23 protein-coding genes and 2 tRNA genes are annotated in these 24,715 nt (G+C 63.8%); 12 read left to right on the forward strand and 13 right to left on the reverse strand.

Translation table 11 applies throughout. The features are described 5' to 3' along the window. Positions 1 to 64: 64 nt before the first annotated feature. Complete coding sequence (locus tag SALB1_RS18785; RefSeq protein WP_145961312.1) at positions 65 to 715, reverse strand: hypothetical protein; 651 nt, start codon at positions 713 to 715, stop codon at positions 65 to 67. Between the two features lie 45 nt (positions 716 to 760). After that, positions 761 to 2,044: an integrase family protein gene (locus SALB1_RS11855; RefSeq protein WP_109994059.1), complete on the reverse strand. Its 1,284-nt coding sequence runs from the start codon at positions 2,042 to 2,044 to the stop codon at positions 761 to 763. Between the two features lie 363 nt (positions 2,045 to 2,407). Here SALB1_RS11855 and SALB1_RS11860 point away from each other — a divergent pair, with 363 nt between their 5' ends. From SALB1_RS11860 to SALB1_RS11900, 9 genes are all read left to right on the forward strand, one after another. After that, the gene (locus SALB1_RS11860) at positions 2,408 to 3,400 is read left to right on the forward strand and encodes an aldo/keto reductase (RefSeq protein ID WP_109994060.1); all 993 of its coding nucleotides are present in this window, start codon (positions 2,408 to 2,410) and stop codon (positions 3,398 to 3,400) included. Between the two features lie 125 nt (positions 3,401 to 3,525). Then, positions 3,526 to 4,851 (forward strand): trigger factor, encoded by a 1,326-nt coding sequence (gene tig / locus SALB1_RS11865; RefSeq protein ID WP_109994061.1) that lies wholly within the window; start codon positions 3,526 to 3,528, stop codon positions 4,849 to 4,851. Positions 4,852 to 4,892: 41 nt separating this feature from the next. Beyond that, complete coding sequence (gene clpP, locus SALB1_RS11870) at positions 4,893 to 5,531, forward strand: ATP-dependent Clp endopeptidase proteolytic subunit ClpP (RefSeq protein WP_109994062.1); 639 nt, start codon at positions 4,893 to 4,895, stop codon at positions 5,529 to 5,531. A 124-nt stretch (positions 5,532 to 5,655) separates the two neighbouring features. Next, the gene (clpX, locus tag SALB1_RS11875) at positions 5,656 to 6,933 is read left to right on the forward strand and encodes an ATP-dependent Clp protease ATP-binding subunit ClpX (RefSeq protein WP_109994063.1); all 1,278 of its coding nucleotides are present in this window, start codon (positions 5,656 to 5,658) and stop codon (positions 6,931 to 6,933) included. 125 nt (positions 6,934 to 7,058) lie between these two features. Next, positions 7,059 to 9,446, forward strand: coding sequence for an endopeptidase La (gene lon, locus SALB1_RS11880; protein ID WP_109994064.1), 2,388 nt, complete (start codon positions 7,059 to 7,061; stop codon positions 9,444 to 9,446). A gap of 215 nt (positions 9,447 to 9,661) precedes the next feature. Beyond that, the gene (locus tag SALB1_RS11885; protein ID WP_037335328.1) at positions 9,662 to 9,934 is read left to right on the forward strand and encodes an HU family DNA-binding protein; all 273 of its coding nucleotides are present in this window, start codon (positions 9,662 to 9,664) and stop codon (positions 9,932 to 9,934) included. Positions 9,935 to 9,977: 43 nt separating this feature from the next. Next, a tRNA-Val gene (locus SALB1_RS11890) sits at positions 9,978 to 10,053 on the forward strand. Between the two features lie 14 nt (positions 10,054 to 10,067). Beyond that, positions 10,068 to 10,144, forward strand: a tRNA-Asp gene (locus SALB1_RS11895). Between the two features lie 234 nt (positions 10,145 to 10,378). After that, positions 10,379 to 12,280, forward strand: coding sequence for a SurA N-terminal domain-containing protein (locus SALB1_RS11900; protein ID WP_109994065.1), 1,902 nt, complete (start codon positions 10,379 to 10,381; stop codon positions 12,278 to 12,280). 137 nt (positions 12,281 to 12,417) lie between these two features. Here SALB1_RS11900 and SALB1_RS11905 read toward each other — a convergent pair whose 3' ends face one another. Genes SALB1_RS11905 through gloB form a run of 3 tightly spaced genes read right to left on the reverse strand, consistent with a single transcriptional unit; the run spans position 12,418 to position 15,790 of the window. Then, positions 12,418 to 13,206: an enoyl-ACP reductase gene (locus SALB1_RS11905; RefSeq protein ID WP_109994066.1), complete on the reverse strand. Its 789-nt coding sequence runs from the start codon at positions 13,204 to 13,206 to the stop codon at positions 12,418 to 12,420. Between the two features lie 48 nt (positions 13,207 to 13,254). Continuing rightward, complete coding sequence (locus SALB1_RS11910) at positions 13,255 to 14,973, reverse strand: LysM peptidoglycan-binding domain-containing protein (protein ID WP_158590724.1); 1,719 nt, start codon at positions 14,971 to 14,973, stop codon at positions 13,255 to 13,257. A 40-nt stretch (positions 14,974 to 15,013) separates the two neighbouring features. Further along, complete coding sequence (gene gloB / locus SALB1_RS11915; protein ID WP_109994068.1) at positions 15,014 to 15,790, reverse strand: hydroxyacylglutathione hydrolase; 777 nt, start codon at positions 15,788 to 15,790, stop codon at positions 15,014 to 15,016. 35 nt (positions 15,791 to 15,825) lie between these two features. On the opposite strand from gloB, the gene SALB1_RS11920 reads away from it, so the two are divergent. From SALB1_RS11920 to dnaQ, 3 genes are all read left to right on the forward strand, one after another. Continuing rightward, complete coding sequence (locus tag SALB1_RS11920; protein WP_158590725.1) at positions 15,826 to 16,569, forward strand: methyltransferase domain-containing protein; 744 nt, start codon at positions 15,826 to 15,828, stop codon at positions 16,567 to 16,569. After that, positions 16,566 to 17,012 (forward strand): ribonuclease HI, encoded by a 447-nt coding sequence (gene rnhA / locus SALB1_RS11925; protein WP_109994070.1) that lies wholly within the window; start codon positions 16,566 to 16,568, stop codon positions 17,010 to 17,012. Before SALB1_RS11920 ends, rnhA begins: the two co-directional genes overlap by 4 nt. A gap of 126 nt (positions 17,013 to 17,138) precedes the next feature. Continuing rightward, positions 17,139 to 17,858: a DNA polymerase III subunit epsilon gene (dnaQ, locus tag SALB1_RS11930; protein WP_109994071.1), complete on the forward strand. Its 720-nt coding sequence runs from the start codon at positions 17,139 to 17,141 to the stop codon at positions 17,856 to 17,858. A 64-nt stretch (positions 17,859 to 17,922) separates the two neighbouring features. On the opposite strand, the gene SALB1_RS11935 is transcribed toward dnaQ, so the two are convergent. The 8 genes from SALB1_RS11935 to mnhG are packed head-to-tail and all read right to left on the reverse strand — an operon-like array spanning position 17,923 to position 24,688. Then, positions 17,923 to 19,629, reverse strand: a complete 1,707-nt coding sequence (locus tag SALB1_RS11935; RefSeq protein ID WP_109994072.1) for a Na(+)/H(+) antiporter subunit D — start codon at positions 19,627 to 19,629, stop codon at positions 17,923 to 17,925. After that, positions 19,622 to 19,933 carry a hypothetical protein gene (locus SALB1_RS11940; protein ID WP_109994073.1) on the reverse strand — a complete coding sequence of 104 codons (312 nt, stop codon included), beginning with the start codon at positions 19,931 to 19,933 and terminating at the stop codon, positions 19,622 to 19,624. The genes SALB1_RS11935 and SALB1_RS11940 overlap by 8 nt, the downstream gene beginning before the upstream one ends. Then, positions 19,930 to 21,393: a proton-conducting transporter membrane subunit gene (locus tag SALB1_RS11945; protein ID WP_199678781.1), complete on the reverse strand. Its 1,464-nt coding sequence runs from the start codon at positions 21,391 to 21,393 to the stop codon at positions 19,930 to 19,932. Before SALB1_RS11945 ends, SALB1_RS11940 begins: the two co-directional genes overlap by 4 nt. Beyond that, positions 21,390 to 22,886 (reverse strand): monovalent cation/H+ antiporter subunit D family protein, encoded by a 1,497-nt coding sequence (locus SALB1_RS11950; protein WP_109994075.1) that lies wholly within the window; start codon positions 22,884 to 22,886, stop codon positions 21,390 to 21,392. Before SALB1_RS11950 ends, SALB1_RS11945 begins: the two co-directional genes overlap by 4 nt. After that, a complete protein-coding gene (locus tag SALB1_RS11955; RefSeq protein ID WP_109994076.1) occupies positions 22,883 to 23,380 on the reverse strand; it encodes a cation:proton antiporter subunit C in 498 nt (165 codons plus the stop codon). The genes SALB1_RS11950 and SALB1_RS11955 overlap by 4 nt, the downstream gene beginning before the upstream one ends. Continuing rightward, positions 23,377 to 23,811 (reverse strand): Na(+)/H(+) antiporter subunit B, encoded by a 435-nt coding sequence (locus SALB1_RS11960; RefSeq protein ID WP_109994077.1) that lies wholly within the window; start codon positions 23,809 to 23,811, stop codon positions 23,377 to 23,379. Before SALB1_RS11960 ends, SALB1_RS11955 begins: the two co-directional genes overlap by 4 nt. A gap of 2 nt (positions 23,812 to 23,813) precedes the next feature. Next, complete coding sequence (locus SALB1_RS11965) at positions 23,814 to 24,371, reverse strand: DUF4040 domain-containing protein (protein ID WP_109994078.1); 558 nt, start codon at positions 24,369 to 24,371, stop codon at positions 23,814 to 23,816. Continuing rightward, positions 24,368 to 24,688, reverse strand: a complete 321-nt coding sequence (mnhG, locus tag SALB1_RS11970; protein WP_109994079.1) for a monovalent cation/H(+) antiporter subunit G — start codon at positions 24,686 to 24,688, stop codon at positions 24,368 to 24,370. The genes SALB1_RS11965 and mnhG overlap by 4 nt, the downstream gene beginning before the upstream one ends. Positions 24,689 to 24,715: the final 27 nt, after the last annotated feature.

A 24,715-nucleotide genomic window follows, 5' to 3' on the forward strand; every position in this document is an offset into this window, starting at 1 on the left:
GCGCGCCGTCGTCCGGAGACGCGTGTATTTTTAATCCCCTATGCGACTAAATTACTCGCCTACCCTAGACTCGCAGTCGGTCGCGCAGTGCTCTCGCGATCGCATCGGCTTGCAGCGGCGCGGCATCGCCGGGCCGATAATTCGGTGCCCACTCCTCGGGATGGGATGCCAGATGTCTGGAGAGCGTGGATATCTTCGCTGAGCCGTCCGGGTGGGCGAAGGTTCGAGGCTTTTGGCGCACCAGCCTTTGCGCGGCATCCGCAGCGGCTCGCCGCTTTTGTTCATTGCGCACTTGATTGCCATGCGGCGCTTCGGGTTCGCCGGGCTCGGCATCGAAAGCGGCTTTCAAGTCTTGTGGAATCGCGAGTTCCTTGTTTTCCGCAACCACGACCGCCTGTCTAGCATCAACGCGCGTTTTTGCCTTGCGGAAGCGCGGTTGCTGTCCAACCGGCTGAAGCGAGACTCCAAGGCAGCTTTCGAGCAATCGCCGCATCCGCAGAAGTTCGGCATTGAGTGTTTCTTGCCCCTGTCGATACATCCCGCGTCGCGGGTCACAGGCGCAGAGCAGTAGTGCGCATTCTTCGATCGTCCATGTGTCGCGAAGCGCATATTCGAGGCAGATTGCGCTGAAGCGCGGCGGGTATGCTTTGTTTTGTGGCGCCGCGGCTTCCTCGCGCGCCGCTTGCTGAAATCTCGCCGCTGCCTGTTCCGCCATGACTTGTGCGGGGTCTTTGTTGTCGGGGTCGCTAGTGCTGCCCATTTAAGCGTCTGCCGTTGATGATTGGTCGTTATCGGTAATGGATGCTGAGCGTCTGATACGGCCGGTGCTGAGCATGAAGTCTGTGATTTTCTGCATTGGGTCGCGCAGCCGCTCGATCTCGATCGAGACGTAATCGCGCGTGATCGGGTGGCCGCCAATCTCGTGATTCACTAAGGCGCTGAGTGCATAGGTTGGCACGCCGAGCCGCTCCGCCGTGGTCACGAACGTTCGGCGAAGGTCATGTATACGAAAGGTCACCCCGGATTCCTTGACGATCCGTTGCTGCTGATAGCGGGGTTCGGTGAAATGGCCCGCGCGACCGCTGCCGGGGAAGACAAAGGGCGTACCTGCCAATGCCGCGTCTGTTTCGTGCGCCTTTCGCCGGGCTTCAAGCAGATCGATCAGGTAGTCCGATAACGGGAGCGTGTGATCCTTGTGATTCTTCGTATCGAGGGCGGTCAGCGTGCGCTCGTGGAAATTGACGCAATCCCAGCGCAGCGACAAACCTTCGGTGCGCCGCAGCCCGGTCAAGATCAAGAGCGCGAAGTAATCGCCGGCCGTCTGCGACGCCGTGCCCCAAGGCTCGGCGCGCAGCGTGTTCACCGCGTTGAACCATGCCGGCAAATCGTGCGCCTTGATATAAGTCTTGCGCGGCGCCGGCTTGCGCCATGCCCGCACCTTCGACAGTCGCTTGGCGGGATTGACGGGCAGGGTTGAATTGCCGTCGTCGTCTTCGAACAAGCCTTCGGCGAAGTTCCACAGTGCGCGCAGTGTGCGCATTACTTGGTCGGCGTACGGGTTGCCAGAGTCGGCGGCGAGTTTGGCGTGTCGATCGACCGCCATGCGGCCGTTGATCTCGACCAGCGGCTTTTTCGTCCAGTCCTTCAAGCCGACTTCGATATTCTGGCGATAGCCCTTAACCGTGGTGGCTTTCAGGTTGTGACGCTCGATATAGAGTTCGAGCGCATCGCCGAGGGTGAAGCGCTGAGAATCGGCTTTCTGCTTCTCCGCGTGCGGGTCCACGCCTTCGGCGATCTGTGCCGAGACGATCGCGGCTTTTTTCTTCGCCATAGCGGGCGGCATATCCGGATAGCGACCGAGTGTCAGCCGTCGGCCGCCGCGCCCCTTGATGCGCTTTTGCATCTGCCAGCTTTTCGAGCCCTTGTCTGTGACGACCAGACGCAGGCCCGGTACAGTCCGGTCGGCGTAGCTTGCGCGCTTGCCGGGTGGCGCGTCGGGAAGGGCGTCGATCGTGCGTTTCGTGAAGCTGATTTGTTCGGTCATTGGGGCCTCGCTTGGGAACCAATGCCGCGCATCAATCGATAGTCAATTGGTTAGCCGGTGCTACGATGCGCGTGCATTTTGCGGCATTGAGCGTAGCACGCGTGAACTACGAACAACCAACAAGTCGTTGATGTATATAGCTTAGTGAAGTTTCGTGAATCAATTGGTATGGACGGTGTGGTTGTCCCTTAATCAATTGGTTGTAAGTTCGAGTCTTACACGGCCCACCAATTCCTGAAAAACGCTGGCGAGTTCTCTTGCTGGCGTTTTTTTTGCCCGCTCCTGGCCGAGAGGGTTGTGTGCGCTTGAATGCGGCGCGACTGATCCCATCTCCTGAGCGTTACGCTATTGAGGAGATGAGTGTTGGAAACACGCGAGATCAACAGCGAAGGGTTATCGGCGTCGCGGATCGGTCTGGGCACCTGGGCGATCGGCGGCTGGAAATGGGGCGGCACGGACGAGGCCGAGTCCATTCGCACGATTCAGAGCGCGCCCGATCGGGGCGTGACGCTCATCGATACCGCCCCGGTGTACGGCTTCGGTCGATCCGAAGAGATTGTCGGCAAGGCCGTTGATAAAGGCGGGATTCGCGACCAGGTCGTGATCGCCACGAAATGCGCGCTGGAATGGGACGATGATGGCGGCGTACAGCGTAATGCGACCAAGCAGCGCATCTTCAAGGAAGTGGACGATTCCCTGCGTCGCTTGCGCACGGATGTGATCGACGTGTTGCAGGTGCACTGGCCGGATCCGCTGGTCGATGCCCGCGAAACCGCGGAGGCCATGGTCGAGTTGAAGGCGGCCGGCAAGATCCGTGCGATTGGTGTTTCCAATTTCTCGCCCGAGCAGATGGACGCATTCTCGGAGGTCGCGCCGATCGACGTGGCGCAGAACCCGTACAACCTGTTCGAGCGCCAGATCGACCGGGACGTGCTGCCCTGGGTGCGCGAGCACGACACGCGTCTGCTGGCCTACGGCGCGCTCTGCCGTGGTCTGTTGTCCGGCCGGATGCACGCGGATCGCGAGTTTCCGGGCGACGATCTGCGCAACAGCGATCCGAAATTCCAGCAGCCGCGCTTCGATCAGTACCTGGCCGCGGTGGATGCGCTCGACAAGTTCGCGCAGGAGCACTACAACAAGCGGGTGCTGGATCTGGCGATCCGCTGGGTGCTCGATCAATACGACCATGCGTTCGCCCTGTGGGGCGCGCGTACGCCGGATCAAATGGATGCCGTGGCCAATGTGCCAGGATGGCATCTGGATCCCGACGCGCGCGAAGAAATCGGTCGCATCGTCGATACGCACGTCACCGATCCGGTCGGCCCCGAATTCATGGCGCCGCCGGCGCGCGACTGAATAAAAAAAACGGATCGGGTACGCCCGGTTTGGGCCGGGTTGCTATACTGGCCGGTCAACCGGGCGGTGCGTGTCGGCGCGCTGCCCGTTCATACGCTCAAAATAGAATCGATTCGAGGTAGTTGATGGACGTCTCCGTAGAAAACCCCGGTGGCCTGAAACGGCGTCTGAAGGTCCAGATCCCGGCCGACCGCGTGAACACCGCGGTGGATGAGAAGGTCAAGCGGGTGGGCCAGCATGCGCGGATCCCGGGGTTTCGTCCGGGCAAGGCGCCCACCAAGGTGCTGTATCAGCGTTACGGTGCCCAGGCACGCCAGGAAGCGGTCAGCGAGCTGATCCAGAGCACCTATCCGGAAGCGGTCGAGAAGTCCGAGCTCAACCCGGCGGGGCAGCCGGAGATCGAGCTGGATGCCTTCGAGGAAGACGGCCCGCTGTCGTTCACGGCCAATATCGAGGTCTATCCCGAGATCGAGCTCAAGGGTCTGGATTCGATCACGGTCGAAAAGCCGGTCGCTGAAGTGACCGATGCCGAGGTCGACAAGACGCTCGATCGTATTCGGGACCAGAACAAGAGCTGGGAAGAGGTCGAGCGCGAATCGGCCGACGGCGATCAGGTCGTGGTCGATTACGTCGGCCGCATCGATGGTGAAGCCTTCGAAGGCGGCACCGGCAACGATATCGAGATCACGCTGGGCGAGGAACAGTTCCTGCCCGACATGGAGCGTGCGATGGTCGGCCGCAAGCCGGGCGAGGAGTTCCAGGTCGATGTGGCCTTCCCGGAGGACTACGGCGCCGAGGATCTGGCGGGCAAGACCGCGACCTTCGACGTGACCGTCAAGGCCGTCAAGGAAGCCAAGCCAGCCGAAGTCGACGAAGCGTTCATCAAGCAGATGGGCATCGAGGAAGGTACCTTGGAGGCGCTGCGAGACAAGATTCGCGAGTCGCTTGAGCAGGAGGTCAAGCACGCCATCGATACCAGCGTGAAGACCCAGACCATGGATGCGCTGTACGAGGCGAACCCGATCGATGTGCCCGAGTCGATGGTGGCCCAGGAAATCGATCGCATGCGCAAGGAAGCGATGCAGCGCATGCCCGAGGAGATGCAGGGCAACGAGGAACAGGCCAAGCAGCTGCTGCCCGATGACGCGCTGCGTGAACAGGCGACCAAGCGCGTCGCGCTCGGTCTGCTGATCGCCGAAGTGATCTCGGAGAAGGAACTTGAGCTGGATCAGGACAAGGTCGCCGAGAAGATGGACGAGATCGCGGCCGGTTACGGCGACCAGGCCGAGGCGGTGAAGAACTACTATCAGCAGAACCCGCAACTGATGCAGGGTCTGCAGGCGATGGTCATGGAGCAGCAGGTCGTCGATGATCTGCTGGCCAATGCCACCATCACCGAAAAGGACACGGAGCTCGACGAGCTTCTCAATGCCAATCGGCAGCAGGGCTGATTTTCCGGCTCTGTCTGCCAACGCAAGGAAAGCGAATCGTTATGGCAGAACATGACAGCATGCAGACCCAGAACCTGGGTCTGATCCCGATGGTCATTGAACAGACGGCTCGTGGTGAGCGGTCTTTCGATATCTACTCGCGCCTGCTCAAGGAGCGGGTGATCTTCTGTGTCGGGCCGGTCGACGATCACATGGCCAATCTGATCGTCGCGCAGCTGTTGTTCCTTGAGTCGGACAACCCGGACAAGGACATCCAGCTGTACATCAACTCGCCGGGCGGCGCGGTAACGGCGGGTCTGTCGATCTACGACACGATGCAGTTCATCAAGCCCGACGTGGCCACGATGTGCCTAGGCCAGGCGGCGAGCATGGGGGCGGTACTGATGGCCGCGGGTGCGGCCGGCAAGCGTTACTCGCTGCCGCATTCGCGGGTAATGATGCATCAGCCCTCCGGCGGGTTTCAGGGCCAGCAATCGGATATCGAGATCCATGCCCGCGAGATCATGCATGCCCGCGAGCGGCTGAACCAGATCCTGGCCGACCACACCGGTCAGCCACTGGACAAGATTCAGCGCGATACCGAGCGCGATTTCTTCATGAGCGCCAGGGAAGCGGTGGAATACGGCGTCATCGACGACGTGCTCACCTCGCGTGCGGCCTTGGCCGAGAAGTCTGGCTAAGCCATTTCACGTTAGATGCCGAGCGCCGTTCGTCAAGAGCGGCACTCGGTAACGTGACAAATATTTGTCGGGTATGTCATATGTAAGGCAACTCGACAGGCTCACCTCAACGAGGTCACGACCCATGGCAGACAACGGCAACAACGAAAGCGGCGCCAAGGAGAACTCCGGCCGGACGCTGCATTGCTCGTTCTGCGGCAAGAGCGAACACGAGGTTCGCAAGCTGATTGCAGGCCCCTCCGTGTTCATCTGCGATGAATGCGTGGATCTGTGCAACGACATCATGCGCGAGGAACTGGCGAGCAAGCCGGCCAAGAAAGGCCTGCCGAGCCCCCAGGAAATCCGGCGTGTGCTCGATGACTATGTCATCGGCCAGGAATCGGCCAAGAAGATTCTTGCCGTGGCGGTGTACAACCACTACAAGCGGTTGAATGCCGAGGCGGCCGAGGACGAGGTCGAGCTGCAGAAATCGAATATTCTGATGATCGGCCCGACCGGCTGCGGCAAGACGCTGCTGGCCGAGACGCTGGCGCGCATGCTGGATGTGCCGTTCGCGATTGCCGACGCCACCACGCTGACCGAAGCGGGTTACGTGGGCGAGGATGTCGAGAACATCATCCAGAAGTTGCTGCAGAAGTGCGACTACGATGTGGACAAGGCCCAGCGCGGCATCGTCTATATCGACGAAATCGACAAGATTTCGCGCAAGTCGGAGAACCCGTCGATCACGCGCGACGTCTCCGGCGAAGGCGTGCAGCAGGCGCTGCTCAAGCTGATCGAGGGCACCACCGCCTCGATTCCGCCGCAGGGCGGGCGCAAGCATCCGCAGCAGGAATTCCTGCAGGTCGACACCTCGGGCATCCTGTTCATCTGCGGCGGCGCCTTCGCCGGGCTGGACCAGACCATCCAGCAGCGCGAAGGGCGCTCGGGCATCGGCTTCTCGGCCGAGGTCAAGGGTCAGGCCGACAAGCGGAGCCTGGGTGCGATGCTCAAGACGGTCGAGCCGGAGGATCTGGTCAAGTACGGCCTGATTCCGGAGTTCGTCGGTCGTCTGCCGGTGGTCGCTACGCTCGAGGAGCTGGACGAGACGGCGCTCATTTCGATCCTGCGCGAGCCCAAGAATGCGCTCACCAAGCAGTACGCCAAGCTGTTCGAGATGGAGAACTGCGAGCTGGAACTGCGAGAGGACGCGCTCAAGGCGATCGCACATCGGGCGATGGAGCGCAAGACCGGCGCGCGCGGCCTGCGCACGATTCTCGAGTCGATACTGCTCGACGTGATGTACGAACTGCCGGCGATGGAAAATGTGTCGAAGGTTGTCGTCGACGACGCCGTGGTCAAGGGCGATGCCCAGCCCTACATCGTCTACGAAAACGCCGAGGCCGAGCGTGCCGGTGCCTAGTAGCTAGATATTGAGGCGTGCCGCCGGCCCGGGCGATTGAAAACGCGCCGGCCGGCCACACCATTAATGCAAATTCACAGTGGCCGGCCGCTCTCGCCGGCCGCTTTATATCAGCGAGGGCCCGCATGGCTGACAACGCCTTGGTACCCGTTCTTCCCCTGCGCGACGTGGTCGTGTTCCCGCATATGGCGATTCCGCTGTTCGTGGGCCGGGAGAAGTCCATCACCGCGCTTGAAGCGGCCATGGCCGAGGACAAGAAGATTCTGCTCGTCGCCCAGAAGGCCGCGGATATCGATGATCCGGGCGCGGACGACATCTACGAGGTCGGCACGCTGGCCTCCATCCTGCAATTGCTGAAGCTGCCCGACGGCACGGTCAAGGTGCTGGTTGAAGGCGGCAACCGCGCGCGTCTGTCCGATCTGCACGAGGCCGGTGGCAGCCTGGTCGCGAGCCATACCGGTATCGATGACGAGGAGGAGGAATCGGCCGAGCTGGATGCGCTCATGCGTTCGGCGGTCGCGACCTTCGAGTCCTACACCAAGCTCAATAAGAAAGTGCCGGCCGAACTGCTGCCGTCGCTGTCGAGCATGGACTCGGCCGGTCGGCTGGCCGATACCATCGCCGCGCATCTCAATCTCAAGCTCGACGAGCGCCAGGACGTGCTTGAGATCGCCGATCCGCGGCAGCGTCTCGAGCATGTGGTGGCCAAGACCGATGCCGAGATCGAGGTGCTGCAGATCGAGAAGAAGATCCGCGGCCGCGTGAAACAGCAGATGGAGAAGTCGCAGCGCGAGTACTATCTCAACGAGCAGATGAAGGCGATCCAGAAAGAGCTGGGCGAGATCGACGAGGCGCCCAACGATCTGGACGAGCTGGAAGAGAAGATCGAAAAGGCCGGCTTCCCGAAGGAAGTCAGGAAGAAGGTCAACAACGAGTTCAACAAGCTCAAGAGCATGTCGCCCATGTCGGCCGAGGCGACGGTCGTACGCAATTACCTCGACTGGATGGTCGACATCCCGTGGAAGAAGCGCAGCCGTACCAAGATCGATCTGGCCAGGGCGCAGGAGACGCTCGACGCCGACCACTACGGTCTGGAGCGCATCAAGGAGCGCATCATCGAGAACCTGGCGGTGCAGAGCCGGGTGAAGAAGATCAAGGGCCCGATTCTGTGTCTGGTCGGCCCGCCCGGCGTCGGCAAGACTTCGCTCGGCCGCTCCATTGCCCGGGCCACCAATCGCGAGTTCGTGCGCATGAGCCTGGGTGGCGTACGCGACGAAGCCGAGATTCGCGGTCATCGGCGAACCTATATCGGCTCGCTTCCGGGCAAGATCATTCAGAACATGGCCAAGGTCGGGGTGCGTAATCCGCTGTTCCTGCTCGACGAAGTGGACAAGATGGCCAACGACTTCCGCGGCGACCCGGCCTCGGCCCTGCTCGAAGTGCTCGACCCGGAGCAGAACAACACCTTCGGCGACCATTATCTCGAAGTCGACTACGACCTGTCGCAGGTCATGTTCGTGTGCACCGCCAACACCATGAACATCCCGGAGCCGTTGCTGGATCGGATGGAAGTCATCCGGCTGTCGGGCTACACCGAGGATGAGAAGCTCAATATCGGCGAGCGCTATCTGTTGCCCAAGGCGATGAAGGAAAACGGGCTGGAGGCGTCCGAGCTGGCTGTTTCGGATAATGCCATCACCGAGATCATCCGGCGCTACACGCGCGAGGCCGGGGTGCGTAATCTCGAGCGCGATATCTCCAAGATCTGTCGCAAGGTGGTCAAGGAGTTGATCAGCGAGAAATCGCGCGACCACGTGCAGGTCTCCAAGCGCAATCTCGACAAATACCTCGGTGTGCCCAAGTACCGCTACGGCCGCGCGGAGGAGCACGACAGCGTCGGTCAGGTCACCGGGCTGGCCTGGACCGAGGTCGGCGGCGAACTGCTGACCATCGAGTCGGCGGCGGTGCCCGGCAAGGGCAAGGCCACGCATACCGGATCGCTCGGCGATGTGATGCAGGAGTCGATCCAGGCCGCGCTCACGGTGATCCGCTCGCGCGCGGGAACGCTCGGAATCGAGCGCGATTTCATGCAAAAGGCGGATCTTCACGTGCATGTGCCCGAGGGCGCCACGCCCAAGGATGGCCCCTCGGCGGGGATCGGGATGTGCACCGCGATGATCTCCGCGCTGGCCCGGATTCCCGTGCGTGCGGACGTCGCCATGACCGGCGAAATCACGCTGCGCGGCGATGTATTGCCGATCGGCGGGCTCAAGGAGAAGCTGCTTGCGGCGCATCGCGGTGGGATCAAGATCGTGGTCATTCCGCACGAAAACACGAAGGATCTCGCCGAGATCCCTGCCAACATCAAGAACCGTCTGGACATCCGGCCGGTTCGCACGATCGATGAAGTGCTGGAAATCGCGCTTACGCGTCAGCCGCAGCCACTGGCTGCCGACGAGGCGCCAGCGGAGGGCCAGCGCAAGTCGGATGGGGGCGAAGTGCGCCCGCATTGAACCAGGCCGTATACTCGCGCCCCGATTCCCGCGCTAAGCCTTTATTGACGCTGGAATCGGGGCCTTGGTATAAAGCCCGCTTGCGGTCGGGCAGCGCCGCGGCAGTGGCCATGCCCGAAGCACTTGCAGTGAACGCGCGGCTGGGCCAGCGTGAACGGCGGGTTCGATGGATGGACCGGTCGAAACTCTCTCACTCCTTAAGGGGATGCTTAGTTATGAATAAAACTGAACTCGTCGATGCCGTCGCCGCGGACGCGGATCTTTCCAAGGCCGATGCTTCGCGCGCCGTCGACGCCATGATCGACTCGGTCACCGACGCTCTGAAAAAGGGCGACAAGGTGTCGCTGGTGGGCTTTGGTGTGTTTTCCGTGCGCGAGCGTGCCGCTCGCCAGGGCCGTAATCCCAAGACCGGTCAGTCGATCCAGATCCCGGCGGGTAAAACACCTGGATTTAAGGCTGGTAAAGCTCTGAAGGATGCTGTAAACTAGCGCGTCTTCGCAGGGTGATGAGGACGTCCTCGACACCTTGGAAGGGTGCTTAGCTCAGTTGGTAGAGCGTCGCCCTTACAAGGCGAATGTCGGCGGTTCGAATCCGTCAGCACCCACCAGACAATAAGTCAATGGAGCGGTAGTTCAGCTGGTTAGAATGCCGGCCTGTCACGCCGGAGGTCGCGGGTTCGAGTCCCGTCCGCTCCGCCATAAGTCTGCTACTCGGCCACGCCGATCAGACCGCGAAAGGCGCTCTTAGGGAGCGCCTTTTTTTTGCGCCCGGCACGGGCCGCTACTGGAAGGGTATGGCCTCGCGTGCGCCGGCCATAGTGAACGAAGTCAAGCGCAGCGGCGCGCGGATGCGCAAATCCCTCGCAGTAGGCACAATGCCGGGATCGCCGGCGCGAGCCGGTCATCGTATCCGTCCGACGAGCCGAATTACCTATGCTGCAGAAGATTCGAGATGGGGCCAGTGGGCCCTTGGCATATATTGTCGTAGCCGTGATCGCGGTGGTGTTCGGGGTCTGGGGCATCGGCTCCTACTTCACACCGTCGTCTGACCCGGTAGTGGCCAGCGCTGACGGCACCAACATCACGCATTCGCAGTTGCGGCAGGCGGTCAACCAGCGCTATCAGCGATTGCGCCAGATGATGGGCAACCATTTCGATTCCAGCATGTTTCCGCGGGACAAGGTGCGCCAGAACGTGCTCGACAACATGATCGACCAGGCGGTCATGGTGCATTACGCGAAAGCCAAGGGGTATCGCGTAACCGATGCCAATCTGCTGGCCGAGATCCGAAGCAATCCGCAATTTCAGGAGAACGGGAAGTTCTCCGCCCAGCGCTACAAGGCGTTGCTCTCGCAGGCCGGCGTCCCGCCCGGCCAGTACGAAGCGAGGCTGCGTCAGGGCATGATGGGCGATCAGGTGCGCCAGATCGTGGCTGCCAGCGCGTTTGCCGCGCCGCCGGAAGTCGATGTCGCCTACCGACGGGTGAACGAGCAGCGTAAAGTGCAAGTGCTCACCGTCGATTCATCGGCCTATAGCGATCAGGTGACCGTCGACGACAAGGCGATCCAGTCGTATTACGACAAGCATCCGAAACAGTTCATGCGCCCGCCACGGGTCAAGCTGGCCTATGTTTCGCTGGATGCAGACAAGCTGTCACCGCCGAAACCGGATCAGGCGACGCTGAAGCAGCTGTATCAGGCACACAAGAACGAGTTCGGTACGCCGGCCAAGCGCAGTGCGGACGAGATCCGTATCCCGATCGGCAAGGATGATGCCAAGGCCCGTCAGACGGTGCAGGCAGTGATCGCGGCCGCGAAAAAGGGACAGTCGCTGAAACAGATCGCCGCAGCGACCGATGGCGCCCAGTTCCAGCAGATTGATGCGCAGACGAAGTCGGCCTTGCCTGACCCCGTGGGCGCGGCGCTGTTCGGTCTAAAGCAGGGCGCGTTGTCGGGCCCGGTCCGTGGTGACCAGGCATGGTACGTTCTGCGGGCCACTTCGATCACGCCGGCCAAGACGCCGGACTTCAATAATCCGACGGTGCAGGCGCGTCTGAAGGCGATGGCGACCCGGAAGGCGCGGGCGAAGGCGTTCCGCAAGAAGTCGGATACGTTGGACGATCTCGCCTACCAGGCCCCCAACGGGCTGAAGACGATATCCGACAAGCTCGGTCTGACGATTCAGCACACGGGTTGGATCACTCGCCATAACGGTGGGTCCGGGCTGGGTCAGTATGCCGCCGTGCGCAAGGCCGCATTTTCGGATGCCGTGCTCAAGGATCACCTCAACAGCAAGGTGATCGACCTGGGCCAGCAGCGGCATGTCGTGCTGCGGGTGGCCGACCATCAGGGCGCGCAACGCAAGCCGTTGGCCGAGGTTCGCGACAAGATCCGCCAGCGTCTCGTGGCGCAGGAGAGTCAGCAGCGGGCGGAGAAGGCGGCTCAGCAGGCGATGGCGCAGGCACGGCAGGGCAAGCCGTTGGCGCAGATTGCGAAGGACACCCAGGGCGCCAAGCTGACACAGCCTGGTTTCGTCGGGCGGCATGACAATACGCTCGATCCGTCGGTACTCAGTGCCGCTTTCGATATTCCGTTCGACAACAAATCCGGCAGCGCGCAGTACCGGGTCGTGTCCACCGATAGCGGCCAGGCCGCGCTGGTCGCCGTCCTGGCGAGCCGCGTGGAAAGCAGCGGTTCCAAGCAGGGCGGCGGTTCCCAGCGCAAGCAGATTGCGCAGCAGCAGAGCGGCTATAACGCCAGCCTCGAATACAGTGCGCTCGATCATTATCTGCGCAAGCGCGCGGACGTCGAGATTCACAAGAGCGCGATGAACTGATGCGCGCCAGCGCGGTCGCGCTGGTGTGGCGGTCGGCGCGTCGCCGGATCAACCGCCGACGCCTTCCGATCCCGTAACAAAAAAGGCCGCATCCTCGTGATGGGGCCTTTTCAAGGCGGCAATGTCGTCGCGCCGGGCTATTCCTCGTCGATCCGGCTCATGCCCATCACGCGGTAGCCGGCGTCCACGTAAATGACCTCGCCGGTAATGCCCGAGGCGAGATCGGAGCCGAGGAAGGCCGCGGCGTTACCGATCTCTTCCTGGGTGACGTTGCGCTTGAGCGCGGCGCTGTCGCGCGCGTAGTTCAGCATCGTGCGGAAGCCGCTGATGCCCGAGGCCGCCAGGGTCTTGATCGGCCCGGCGGAAATGGCGTTGACCCGTACGCCCCGAGGGCCCAGATCTGCGGCGATGAAGCGCATGTTCGACTCCAGGCTCGCCTTGGCCGGGCCCATCACGTTGTAGCCCGGCATGACGCGGTCGCTGCCGAGATACGTCAGGGTGATCAGCGAGGCCTTGTCCGACAGCATTGGGCGGGCCGCCTTGGCCAGTGCCGCGAAGCTGTAGGCGCTGATGTCGTGTGCGATACGCGAGGCGTCCCGCGAAATGCTGTCCAGATAGCCGCCGGACAGCGCTTCGCGCGGCGCGAAGCCGATGGCATGGACGAGGATGTCCAGGCGGTCCCAATGGTTGCCCAGCGCGGTGAACAGCGCCTCGATCTGCGCATCCTCGGCCACATCGAGCGGCAGCACGGCCACGGCGCCCAGCGCCTCGCCCATCTTTTCCACGCGAGGCTTGAGTTTGTCACCCTGATAGGTCAGTACCAGCTCCGCGCCCTGTTCGCGCATCGCACTGGCGATGCCGTAGGCGATCGATCGTTCGCTGGCCAAGCCCGTGATCAAGGCTTTTTTGCCGTCAAGAAACCCCATGCCTTCTCCTGGATTCGTGTTGTATGGCTATCGTACCGGGCCGGGATATCAGCCGGATACCTCGGGCTGCAGACGCAGCCGTTCGCCGGGCTGAATGGTCGCGCCCGAATTCATGTCGTTGAGGCTGCGCAGCGTGTTGACCTGCATCGAGAAGCGATTCGCGATCGACCACAGCGAGTCGCCCGGTTCTACTTCGTAGTAACTCGGTAGCGGGGCGGGGCCATCCACGGCGATGGTAGAGCCCGGTTGGAGCGGCGTGCCCTTGTCCATGCGGTTCCAACGGCGCAGCTGCTTGACCGTCACATTGTTGGCCTGGGCGATCGACCACAGCGAGTCACCCGAGTGAACCACGACCGTGCTCGGTGCCGGCGGCTTGGCCGAGCCGGGGATACGGATCTTCTGCCCCGGTCGCAGGGTCGCCACGGAGGCGCCGTTGGCCCGCTTGAGGCTCGCCACGCTGACGCTGTAGCGGCGGGCGATGTGCCAGAGCGTATCGCCGGACTGCACCACGTAGGTCTGGGCCGGCTCGGCCGGCGGCGCCGACTCATGCGAGCCGGGGCGCGGCACGGTCAGCGACTGGCCGATACGGATGCGATTGCTGTGCAGATTGTTGGCCTGGCGTAGCGCGGCCACGCTGACGCCGTAGTGTTGTGCCAGCTGGCTCAGCGAGTCGCCGCGCCGAACCACGTGGGTGCGATGATCGATCAAGTGGCTCGGATTGATACGGGCGAGCTTGCTGCGAAACGCCGAGGCCTTGGCCGCCGGCACGAGCAGTTCATCGTGGCCGCCCGGTTCGCTGGCCCAGCGCCGCATGCCGGGATTGAGCCGGCGCAGCTTTTTCTCGGAAATGCCGAGCATGTGCGCGGCGACTTGCATCGAGGTCTGGCCGGGCAGCTTCACCACGCGCGTGCGCGGCGCGTTGGCCAGGGTGGGCCAGTTCACGCCAAAGCGTGCTGGCGTCATCATGATCCGGCGCAGTGCGAGCAGTTGCGGCACGTACTGGGTGGTTTCGTCGGGCAGATCCAGATCCCAATAGTCCGTGGGCTTGTGGTGCGCCCGGGCCTCGGCAATGGCGTTGTCCACGCGGCCCGGCCCGGCGTTGTAGGCCGCCAGGGCCAGCAGCCAGTCGCCGTCGTAGCGCTGATGCAGCGACTGCAGATAATTCAGCGCGGCCTCGGTCGAGGCGATCGGGTCGTCGCGGCCGTCGTACCACCAGTCGCGCGGCAGGCTCATGTGGTCGGCGGTTCCCGGCATGAACTGCCACAGGCCGCTGGCGCCGACATAGGACTTGGCCGACGGGTTGTAGCCGCTCTCCACGATCGGCAGCAGGGCGATCTCGGTCGGCATGCCGCGTTTTTCGACCTGGTGGACCACATGCCACAGAAACGGCTTCGCGCGCCGCAGTGCGTGGCTCAGATGGCTGGTGTGGGTCGCATAATACTGTGTCCATACGCGCACCGACCGGCGCTCGTCGTTGGGATCGAGCTTGAAGCCGGCGCGAATCTTCGACCACAGATCCTGGCTGGGCGCCGGCCATTTGTGCGGCACATAATTCTGGCGCGCCACCGGGGCTTCATAGGTCGTGGTCTTGTCGTCGTCATGACCTTGGTCGGCGGTTTTTTTCAGCGTCTTGGCGGCCGCGGCAGGCACCGTGGAAGGCCGGTCGCCAGCCTGCGTCGGGTTCGTGTCCGCATCGCCATGCGGCGTCGTCGCGCAGCCACTGACGATGCCGGCCAGGAACAGGCAGCCCAGTATCGGTCGAACCATGTTGGTTCGGAAGCGCGGCCCGAGCCGCGCGCAAGAGTTATCAGATCGCATCTTTCCAGTCGCGCAAAGCCCCAAAAATGTCCCCCGGTGCCTCAAGCTGCCGCCCGGCATGCTGGCTTGCCGCCGCCCGGACGCCTGCGTCATCCCAGCGCAGGAAGGGGTTGATTCGCTTTTCCTCGGCCAGCGACCCCGGCAGACTGGGCCGACCCTCGGCCCTGAGCGCATCGACCAACTCGATCGCGGCAGCGATCTCAGGGTTGTCCGGCTCGACCGTCTTCGCAAAGGCCAGGTTCTTCTGTGTGTATTCGTGGCCCCCGTAGACGCGCGTACTGTCCGGCAGCGCCTTCAGGCGCGCCAGCGAGCGGTGCATCTGCTCGTGTGTGCCCTCGAACACACGACCGCATCCGGCGCGAAACAGGGCGTCGCCCGCCAATAATATATCTTGGCTTACGTACGCGATGTGACCGAGCGTATGCCCGGGCACGTCAATGACCTCGAATGTTGCGCCGAGACAATCCAGCGTGAAGCGATCGCCGCCGTTTACCCGGTGATCGATGTGCCCGATCTTGTCGGCTTCCCCGGCCGGGCCGTAGACGGGCGCCGGATGTGCGGTCAGCAGCCGTGCCAGGCCGCCGACGTGATCGCCGTGGTGATGCGTGATCAGATACGCGCCCACCTCGAGCCCGTATGCCGCGAGATGATCGGCCACCGGTTGGGCCGCGCCGGGATCGACCACAGCGACGGTCCGGCTATCGCCGGCCGCGATGATCCAGATATAATTGTCCGACAGTGCGGGTACAGCGTTGACTTCAAGCATCGCCGAATGTTGCCAACGGCCTGAGGCAAAATCAATTGTTTCGATTCGTCGCCGATGATGCGCAGGCCGCGCGGGCCTGGTTCGAATCGCCCGTCGCCGAGCCGTGGCGCGAACAGGAGACGGCGTTACTGGCCGACGTGCTGCCCGGCCTGACGGGCTATCGTTGTATCCAGATCGGCGCCCCCACCGTCGCGCCGGAAGCCTGCGAGCGCGTGGGAACCCTGCGCCTGTGGCGGGCGGATGTCGCTCCCGGTCCGGATGTCGATATACGCATCGATGGCCAGAATCTGCCCTGGGCCAGCGGTAGTGTCGATGCCCTGATTCTGGTCCACGGACTCGAGCTGTGCGCGGAGCCGCCGGCGCTGATTCGGGAATGCGTGCGCGTGCTGAGTCCGCGTGGCCAGCTGGTCTGTCTGGTGTTCAACCCGCTGTCGCCCTGGGCGCAGACCCAGGGGCTTCGCCGCGCTCACACGCGTTTTCTGCCGCGCTCGATTCCCCCGCGTGCTGCGCGCCTGGCGGATTGGCTGCGTCTGCTCGACTTCGAGCCTACGGATTGCTGGCGTTACGGGCCGGCGTTCCCCTGGTTCGGCCGCCGTTGGCAGGCGGGCGCGGATTCGCGCTGGTTGGCGCCGCTGGCCTGGGCGGCGCCGGCTTATGCGATCGTCGCGCGTCGGCGCGCCATGCGACGCATCCCGCCGTCCGGCCGGCGCCTGTTGGCGCGCCAGCGTGAACGCGATTTGGCGCCTAGCCCGGCGGCTGGGCTACCATCGCGTTCATGACCAAGACTGTGACCATCTATACGGACGGTGCCTGCCGTGGCAATCCGGGGCCCGGAGGCTGGGGCGCGTTGTTGTCGTATGGCGAGCGCAACCGCGAACTGTGCGGCGGCGAACCGAGAACGACCAACAATCGCATGGAGCTCATGGCCGCGATCGAGGCCCTCAACGCCTTGTCGCGCCCGTGTCGCGTCGAGCTGTATACCGATTCCAACTACGTGCGCCAAGGCATTACCCAATGGATGCGCAACTGGAAAAAGAACGGCTGGAAGACGGCGGCCCGGAAGCCGGTCAAGAACGCCGAACTCTGGCGTGCGCTCGACGAAGCCTGCCAGCGTCACGAGATCGAATGGCACTGGGTCAAGGGCCATGCGGGCGATCCCGGTAACGAGGCGGCGGATGCGCTGGCCAACCGCGGTATCGATGAAATGGCCGTATCCGGCTGAGCCGGCATCGGGTCATGTTTCATCCCGTTCGCGAGTGATCGCGGATAAGCGCCGCACGCCGGCTGGCGCGGGTCTCGCCGAGGCCGATCGCGCCCCTAGTTCGAATAGCAGCAGCGGAAGAAAACGATGCGACAGATTGTGCTCGATACGGAAACGACCGGGATGGATCCGCAGGCGGGGCATCGCATCATCGAGATCGGTTGTGTGGAAATGGTCAGCCGGCGGCTGACCGGTAACGACCTGCACATCTATCTGCACCCGGACCGCGAGATCGACCAGGGCGCGATCGACGTGCACGGCATTACGCTGGAATTTCTGGCCGACAAGCCCCGTTTCGCCGAGATCGGCGACCGCCTGGCCGAGTATCTGGCCGATGCGGAGCTGATCATCCACAACGCGCCGTTCGATCTCGCCTTCCTGAACAAGGAACTATCGGATTTCGATCCGCAGCACCGGAAGCTGGAAGAGGTCAGCCCGATCATCGATACCTTGGTCGAGGCACGCCAGATGTTCCCCGGCCAGCGCAACAGTCTGGATGCGCTGTGCAAGCGCTTCGAGATCGATAACTCCAACCGCGAGCTGCACGGCGCGCTGCTCGACGCCCAATTGCTGGCGGATGTGTATCTGCGCATGACTGGCGGTCAGATCGATATCGCGCTTGCCGCCGAGGACGACAGCGAAGGCCAGCAGATCGCCAGCGCCGGCCTGGCGACGTATCTCGATGCCGGCCGCCGCCCGCGGGTGCAGCGTGCCAGCGACGACGAGCACGCTGCCCACGAGCAATATCTCGACATGCTGGCCAGGGCCAGCGGCGATCAATGCCTGTGGCGCACGCTCGACAGCTGAGCCGGCACGCCGCCGGCCCGGTGCCCCGGGGCTCGTCGCACGGCTGGATGCGCGGGTGCAGGCCCTACGCGTAGTACAGCAGCAGATAGAGCGCCAGCAGGGCGGTCACCCAGAGCAGCATGACGCCGGTTGTCCAGGTGCGGGCCATCACGCCGCGGGCGCCGAACGTTTGTTGCAGGCGCTGGCGCGCGCCGTCGAGTCCGGCGACACCGATTCGGCCGGCCTGGTCGCGAAGCCGCATCAGCGCGAACCGGGTCGCCGATACGGTTGCCGGCAGCGCGCGCCGGTAGAGCCAGTCGGTGTCGATGTTCAGCCCGCGGACCTCGGGCGGGTACAGGCCGCCCCGGAACAGCACCACGAAGGCCAGGGCCGCAAACAGCAGCAACTGTAACTGGTTGACGACATGCGCCGTCGTGTACGGCGAATAATCCACGTCGAACGGCAGGATCGCGTACAACGGGGCCGGATAGACGCCGATGCCGATGCACAGGGCCGCCGTGATCGCCATCGCCGCCAGCATGTTGAACGGCGCTTCCTTGACGCGATAACCGGCGTCGTGGGCAAAGAACGAGAAGAACGGCACCTTGATGCCCGAATGGTCGAGCACGCCGGCCGAGGCGACCAGCAGGGCGCTCCAGGCGATCCAGTGGTGCTGCGCCGCGGCTGCGCTGAGGATCATGGATTTGGTGACGAAGCCGGAGAACAACGGAAACGCCGAGATCGACATCGAGCCGACGATGCAGAACGCGGCGGTCCAGGGCATGGATTTGTACAGCCCGCCGAGTTCGCTCGCCTTGACCGTGCCCACGCGGTAGAGCACCGCGCCCATGCTCATGAACAGCAGGCCCTTGTAGAGGATATGCGCGAAGGCATGCGCGGCCGTCCCGTCGAGCGCCAGGGGCGTACCGATGCCGATGCCCACGACCATGAAACCGAGCTGGTTGTTGAGACTGTAGGCCAGCACCCGGCGCAGATCGTTTTCGATCACGGCGAAGAAGATCGGGAAGATCGTCATCACGGCGCCGATCGTGATCAGCATCTCGGTGCCGGCATAGCCGCGCGCCAGCGCGTAGATCGCCAGCTTGGTGGTATAGATCGACAACACGACCGTGCCGGTCGGCGTCGACTCGGGATAGGCGTCCTGCACCCAGTTGTGCAGCAGCGGAAAGGCCGCCTTGATACCGAAGGCGAGAAAGATCAGCCAGCCGCCGGCCACGTCGAGCCCGAGATGATCGAAGGCGGTGGATCCGGTCTGGCGATAGTGGACGATGGTGCCGACCATCAACAGCAGGCCGGACACCACCTGGATGACCAGATAGCGCAGGCCGACGATATGGGCGCGCACACTGCGCCGTGCCCAGATCAGAAAGACGGACGAGATCGCCGTGGCTTCCCAGAAAATGAATAGCGTGACCAGGTCGCCGGCCAGTACCGCGCCCACGGCGGCGCCGGCATACACCAGCGAGGCGACATGCTGTACCCGATCGTCGACGTGCAGGGCATAGAGCCCGGTCAGAAACGAGCCGATGATGAAGATCGTCGCCCAGAGGCGCGACAGCCCGTCGACACGCAACAGGGTCAGATCGAAGCCGAACAGCGAAATCTGACCGTGTGCCCCCGCCGGCAGCGCCCACAGCAGCACCAGGGCGAGCACCGGCACTGCGAGCAGCCACACGCTCTGGAGCAGGCGCGGTGTGGCCGCCAGCACCACCCCGGCGGCCATCAGCAGGAGGGCGGGGCTGGCGATGGCGTGGCCCAGCCATTCAGTCATGGTCGTGCTCCCGGCCGATGCTGTCCTCGAGATCGGCTTCGTCCGGATCGGCTTCGCCGTAGTAGTTCTCGCTCCGGCGCAGCAGCGGGCGCAGGGCCCGGGCCGAGAGCACGATGAAACAATAGGCGGCGAAGCCGGTCATCGGATAGAAGCCGAACCAGCCGTCGAAGCCGAAATGCGGATGCTTGGCGTAGAACCATTCCGCGATCAGCAATGCCAGGCAGGACAGGGCCAGCACGCCGATGATCGCGTTGATCACCGCCGCTCGCTCGAACAGACCGGGCCGGGGATTTCGTTTGTTCATGCGCCGGCTCCGAGTGCCGTGTCGACGAAATCGATGATCGGGTGGGCGGCAAAGAACAACACGATGCAGCCGGCCGCCGTCAGGCAAAGCGGGATGACGCAGGCGGCCGGCGCTTCGGTGACGGTCTCGGGGATGTTGTCGCCGCGCAGGAAGAAGGCGCGCGCCGGAATATCGAGCAGGTAGATGATGTTGAGCAGTGAGGACAGGGCCAGCACGCCCAGAAACGCATATTCCTCGATGCCGGCGGAACCGCTCATCAGAAACCACTTGCTCCAGGCGCCACCCATCGGCGGCAGGCCGATCAACGACAGCGCCGCGATGGTGAACGCGGTGAAGGTTAGCGGCATGGCGCGCCCCAGCCCGTTCAACTGGCTGACGTATTTGCGATGCGCGGCGGTGTAGATCGCGCCGGCGCAGAAGAACAGGGTGATCTTGCCGAAGGCATGGGTGATGATATGCAACGAGCCGCTGACCGCGCCGAGCTGGGTCGCCAGCGCGCTGCCCAGCACGATGTACGACAGCTGGCCGATGGTGGAGTAGGCCAGCCGCTTCTTGAGATTGTCGCAGTAGATCGCGATCACCGAGGCCAGGATGATGGTGATCGACGCCAGCCACAGGAACGGCTCGGTCGCGCTGGTCTTGAGCGCATAGTCCAGGCCGAAGATATAGACCGTGATCTTGAGCACGGTGAACACGCCGGCCTTGACCACGGCCACCGCGTGCAACAGGGCCGAAACCGGTGTCGGCGCCACCATCGCTGCGGGTAGCCAGCGATGCACGGGCATGACCGCGGCCTTGCCGATACCGAATACGAACAGCGCATACAGTGCCATTGCGCCCTTCGGGCCGAGGCCCGTGTTGGCGAGAATGCCGCCGTGCGTGAAATCCAGCGTGCCGGCGAGCAGGTAGGTGATCACGATCGCCGGCAGGAACAGGCCGATCGACGTGGTCAGCAGAATACCGAGATAGATCCGCCCGCCAACGCGCGACTCGGCATCCCCGTGGTGGGTGACCAGCGGATAGGTCACCAGCGTCATCATCTCGTAGAACACGAATAACGTGAGCAGATTGCCTGCGAAGGCGATGCCGATCGCCGCCGAGATTGCCAGCGCGAAACAGACGAAGAAACGCGTCTGGTGCGCCTCGCGATTGCTGCGCATGTAGCCGGCCGCGTAGAACGTGGTCAACGGCCAGAGCGTGGCCGCAACCAGCGCGAAGACCAGGCCGAGCGGCTCCAGCGTGAAGGTGAAATCCAACCCCGGCAGAATCGAGAACAGGGTGACGCTCGGCCGCTGGCCGGCGCCGATCGGCCCGACCAGACGGATGGCGCCGATCAGCAGCGCCACCCCGGTGGCGATACTCACGCTCTCGCGCAGATTCGGCCAGCGCCCGGCGGCGGCAACCGCCAGCGCCATGAGCGCCGGCCAGGCGACGAGTACAGCCAACCAGAGCCCGCTCACGTGTCACCGCCCAGCAGTGCAGCGGCGGCGCGCCGTGTGGCGTCGAGTTCCGGCGTCGCGTGCAGCCCGATCGCGATATTGAGCGCGATCAGCCCCCAGGTCGCGATCTGCATGGCGATCGGCGCCTCGCCGCGCTCGAGTTGCGGTGCGCGCGCATCGCGGGGCCGGAAATACAGCGCCTCGACCACCTTGCCGATATAGATCACGGCCAGCAGCGAAGCCAACAGCACCAGGGCGGCGAGCCCGTAGTGGCCTGCGGCGATCAGTGCGGAAAGCAGGGCCCACTTGCTGATGAAACCGGCGGTGGCCGGCACCCCGATCAGGCTCAGCCCGCCGACCACGAAAGCGGCCGAGGTCAGCGGCATCGCCCGGCCCAGGCCGGCCAGATCATTGATCGACGTCGTCCGTGTACGCCAGGCCATCGCCCCAATCGCCATGAACAGCGCACCCTTGATCAGCCCGTGGTTGACGATATGCACCAGCGAAGCCGACAACCCGCCGGCACTGGCCAGCGCGAACCCGGTCACGATGTAGCCCATCTGCGCGATGCTCGACCAGGCCAGCAATCGCTTGACGTCAGTCTGGAATATGGCGGCCACCGACGCCGCGATCATCGCGATCGCGGACAGCCCGAGCAGCACCTGGTTCAACGGCAGCTGGCCGAAGGCGTAGCCTGCGCCGAACACGGTGAACACGAACCGCATCAGGGCATATACCGCGACCTTGGTGCTGGTGGCGGCAATGAACGCGGTGACCGAAGAGGGGGCATAGGTATAGGCGTTGGGCAGCCAGATATGGGCCGGAAACAGTGCGGCCTTCAGGCTCAGACCGACCACGATGAACGCCAGCGCGGCCTGGGCGGTGCGCGTGTCGTAAACGGCCGGCAGGCGCTGGGCGAGATCGGCCATGTTCAGGGTGCCGGTCATCATGTAGGCGAGTCCGATGCCGATCAGCAGAAACGTGCCGCCGACCGTGCCCATGATCAGGTACTGGAACGCCGACAGCAGTGCCCGTCGCCGGGCGCCCATGGCGATCAGCGCATAGGATGACAACGAGGAAATCTCAAGAAACACGAACAGGTTGAAAGCATCGCCCGTGACCGTGATGCCGATCAGCCCGGTCAGACAGGCGAGCAGCAACGCATAGACGAGATACAGGCGCTCGTGCTCGATCTCGCGGGCGAGGCTGGAACGGGCATAGACCGCGCTGGCCGCGGCCATGCCCGCTACCAGCAGCAGTACCACCGCATTGAAGGCATCGACCACCAGTTCGATCCCGAAGGGCGGCGCCCAGCCGCCGATGGCGTAATCGATCGGCCCGTCGGCGCGCACCCGTACGAACAGGGTGCAGGCCATCGCGAAGACCAGCCAGGTCACCACCAGATAGAGCATCCAGGCGGCGCCGGCGCGATGCGCGAGCACGACCACGGGCACCGCGAGCAGCGGCACGACCACGACCAGGATCGGCAGCTGGGAAAGAAGAGGGTCGATCATTGCGGCCGGCGTTCCTCGGGTTCGGCGCCGTCGTCGCGACCGGTCGGGGCGTGCGGTTCGGCGGCCCGGGCCGCGCGGGATCGCGCCGCTTCCTCGGCCTGTTCGATATCCTGGGTCGCAAAATCGGCGGCCAGGACATCGTCTTCCTCGATCGATCCGTAGGCCTCGTGGATGCGTACGATCAGCGCCAGCCCGAGCGCGGTGGTGGATACGCCCACCACGATCGCCGTAAGGATCAGCACCTGCGGCAGCGGGTGGGCATAGACCGCATGGTCGCCCTGGGGGCCGTCAAGGAGAATGGGGGCGGTGGCGCCGTGAATCTTGCCCATGCTGATGTACAGGATGAACACCGAGGTCTGGAACACATTGAGCCCGATCAGCTTTTTGACTAGGTTGTCGTGTGCGATCACGGTATAGAAGCCGATCATCATCAAGGCGATGACGACCCAGTAGTTGAACAACCCCGGCGCGGTGTCGGTGAAAAACGCGGTCATTCGTCGGACTCCCGTACCCGGCCACGCCCGGCGAATACATAGAAGATCGCGATCATGATGCTGGCGACGGTCAGCCCGACGCCGAATTCCACGATCAGCAACCCGTAATGCTGGCCGTGCACGGGATCGTGGGCGAGTTGATCGTAGTCCAGGAAGTTGCCACCGGCCAGCATCGTGGCCACCCCCGTGCCGCCGTAGATCAGTACGCCCAGGGACGCACCGATGCGCAGCGCGGTCGGCGGGATGGCAGCGCGTGCGGCCTCCACGCCGAAGATCAGGCCGTAAAGGATGATGGCGCTGGCGAAGATCACCCCCGCCTGGAATCCGCCGCCCGGGCTGTAGTCGCCGTGGAACTGTACGTAGAGCGCAAAGATCAGGATCGGCGGGATGATGAGCTGCGCGACCACCCGCAGCACGGTGTGCTCGCGCATGACTACGCCTTGTCCGAACGGGGGGCGCGCCGGCTGCGGCCGAGCAGGAGCAGCACGCCGAGGCCGGCGGTGAATACCACGGCGGTTTCGCCGAGGGTGTCGTAGCCGCGGTAGCTGCCCAGCACCGCCGTGACCGTGTTCGGCACGTCGACCTCCTGCTGTTCGGCCACCAGGTACTTATGCCGCAGCGGATGCGTCTGTACCGGGGTGTCGGCAGCGCCGAAGTGGGGCATGTCGAGACTGGCATAGACCAGCGTCGCACCGGTGGTGAGGGTTACCACCAGGCCGATGATCTGGCGTGAGGCCTTGACCGGCTTCTCGCGCGCCCGGGTCAGGCCGAAGGTGGCCAGAAACAGCACCGTGGTCACACCCGCGCCCACCGCCGCTTCGGTGAGCGCCACATCCGGCGCGTCGAGCAGCGTGAACAGGCTGGCCGACAGCAGGCTGTACAGCCCGGTCAGCATGGCCACCGGGAACAGATGCCGCATGGCCGCCAGCGCCAGGGCGACCGTCACCAGAAACACCAGCAGCCCGTAGTTGAGCAGGATCTCGGTGGTCATCCGGCATCTTCCCTGTCGCAATCCGACCGGACGCCGTCGTGGCGCGCGGCGCGGGCCAGGGCATGGGTCGCCGTCGGGCTGGTGATCAACAGGAAAAAGACGATCAGCACCAGCTTGGCGGTGGTCAGCCCGAGACCGGCCTGTACCATCAAGCCGGTCAATACCAGCAGCATGCCGCCGGTATCCGCGACCGAGGCGGCATGGATCCGGGTGAACAGATCGGGCATGCGCAGCATGCCGAAACCGCTGATCACGCAGGCCAGCGAACCGGCCACAATCAATACCCAGCTCGCGATATCGGCGATTCCGTTCAGCATGTCATCCCTTGCGCCGTTCGGGCGAAC

The sequence above is a fragment of the Salinisphaera sp. LB1 genome (assembly GCF_003177035.1).
Lineage (GTDB): Bacteria > Pseudomonadota > Gammaproteobacteria > Nevskiales > Salinisphaeraceae > Salinisphaera.

Coding starts and splice junctions, on each gene's coding strand:
- SALB1_RS18785 (WP_145961312.1), bottom strand. CDS start 715: ATGGCGGAACAGGCAGCGGCGAGATTTCAGCAAGCGGCGCGCGAGGAA.
- SALB1_RS11935 (WP_109994072.1), bottom strand. CDS start 19,629: ATGACTGAATGGCTGGGCCACGCCATCGCCAGCCCCGCCCTCCTGCTG.
- tig (WP_109994061.1), top strand. CDS start 3,526: ATGGACGTCTCCGTAGAAAACCCCGGTGGCCTGAAACGGCGTCTGAAG.
- SALB1_RS11960 (WP_109994077.1), bottom strand. CDS start 23,811: ATGCGCGAGCACACCGTGCTGCGGGTGGTCGCGCAGCTCATCATCCCG.
- lon (WP_109994064.1), top strand. CDS start 7,059: ATGGCTGACAACGCCTTGGTACCCGTTCTTCCCCTGCGCGACGTGGTC.
- SALB1_RS11950 (WP_109994075.1), bottom strand. CDS start 22,886: ATGATCGACCCTCTTCTTTCCCAGCTGCCGATCCTGGTCGTGGTCGTG.
- SALB1_RS11965 (WP_109994078.1), bottom strand. CDS start 24,371: ATGACCACCGAGATCCTGCTCAACTACGGGCTGCTGGTGTTTCTGGTG.
- gloB (WP_109994068.1), bottom strand. CDS start 15,790: ATGCTTGAAGTCAACGCTGTACCCGCACTGTCGGACAATTATATCTGG.
- SALB1_RS11905 (WP_109994066.1), bottom strand. CDS start 13,206: ATGGGGTTTCTTGACGGCAAAAAAGCCTTGATCACGGGCTTGGCCAGC.
- SALB1_RS11855 (WP_109994059.1), bottom strand. CDS start 2,044: ATGACCGAACAAATCAGCTTCACGAAACGCACGATCGACGCCCTTCCC.
- SALB1_RS11940 (WP_109994073.1), bottom strand. CDS start 19,933: ATGAACAAACGAAATCCCCGGCCCGGTCTGTTCGAGCGAGCGGCGGTG.
- mnhG (WP_109994079.1), bottom strand. CDS start 24,688: ATGCTGAACGGAATCGCCGATATCGCGAGCTGGGTATTGATTGTGGCC.
- SALB1_RS11910 (WP_158590724.1), bottom strand. CDS start 14,973: ATGGTTCGACCGATACTGGGCTGCCTGTTCCTGGCCGGCATCGTCAGT.
- clpX (WP_109994063.1), top strand. CDS start 5,656: ATGGCAGACAACGGCAACAACGAAAGCGGCGCCAAGGAGAACTCCGGC.
- SALB1_RS11885 (WP_037335328.1), top strand. CDS start 9,662: ATGAATAAAACTGAACTCGTCGATGCCGTCGCCGCGGACGCGGATCTT.
- clpP (WP_109994062.1), top strand. CDS start 4,893: ATGGCAGAACATGACAGCATGCAGACCCAGAACCTGGGTCTGATCCCG.
- rnhA (WP_109994070.1), top strand. CDS start 16,566: ATGACCAAGACTGTGACCATCTATACGGACGGTGCCTGCCGTGGCAAT.
- SALB1_RS11955 (WP_109994076.1), bottom strand. CDS start 23,380: ATGACCGCGTTTTTCACCGACACCGCGCCGGGGTTGTTCAACTACTGG.
- SALB1_RS11900 (WP_109994065.1), top strand. CDS start 10,379: ATGCTGCAGAAGATTCGAGATGGGGCCAGTGGGCCCTTGGCATATATT.
- dnaQ (WP_109994071.1), top strand. CDS start 17,139: ATGCGACAGATTGTGCTCGATACGGAAACGACCGGGATGGATCCGCAG.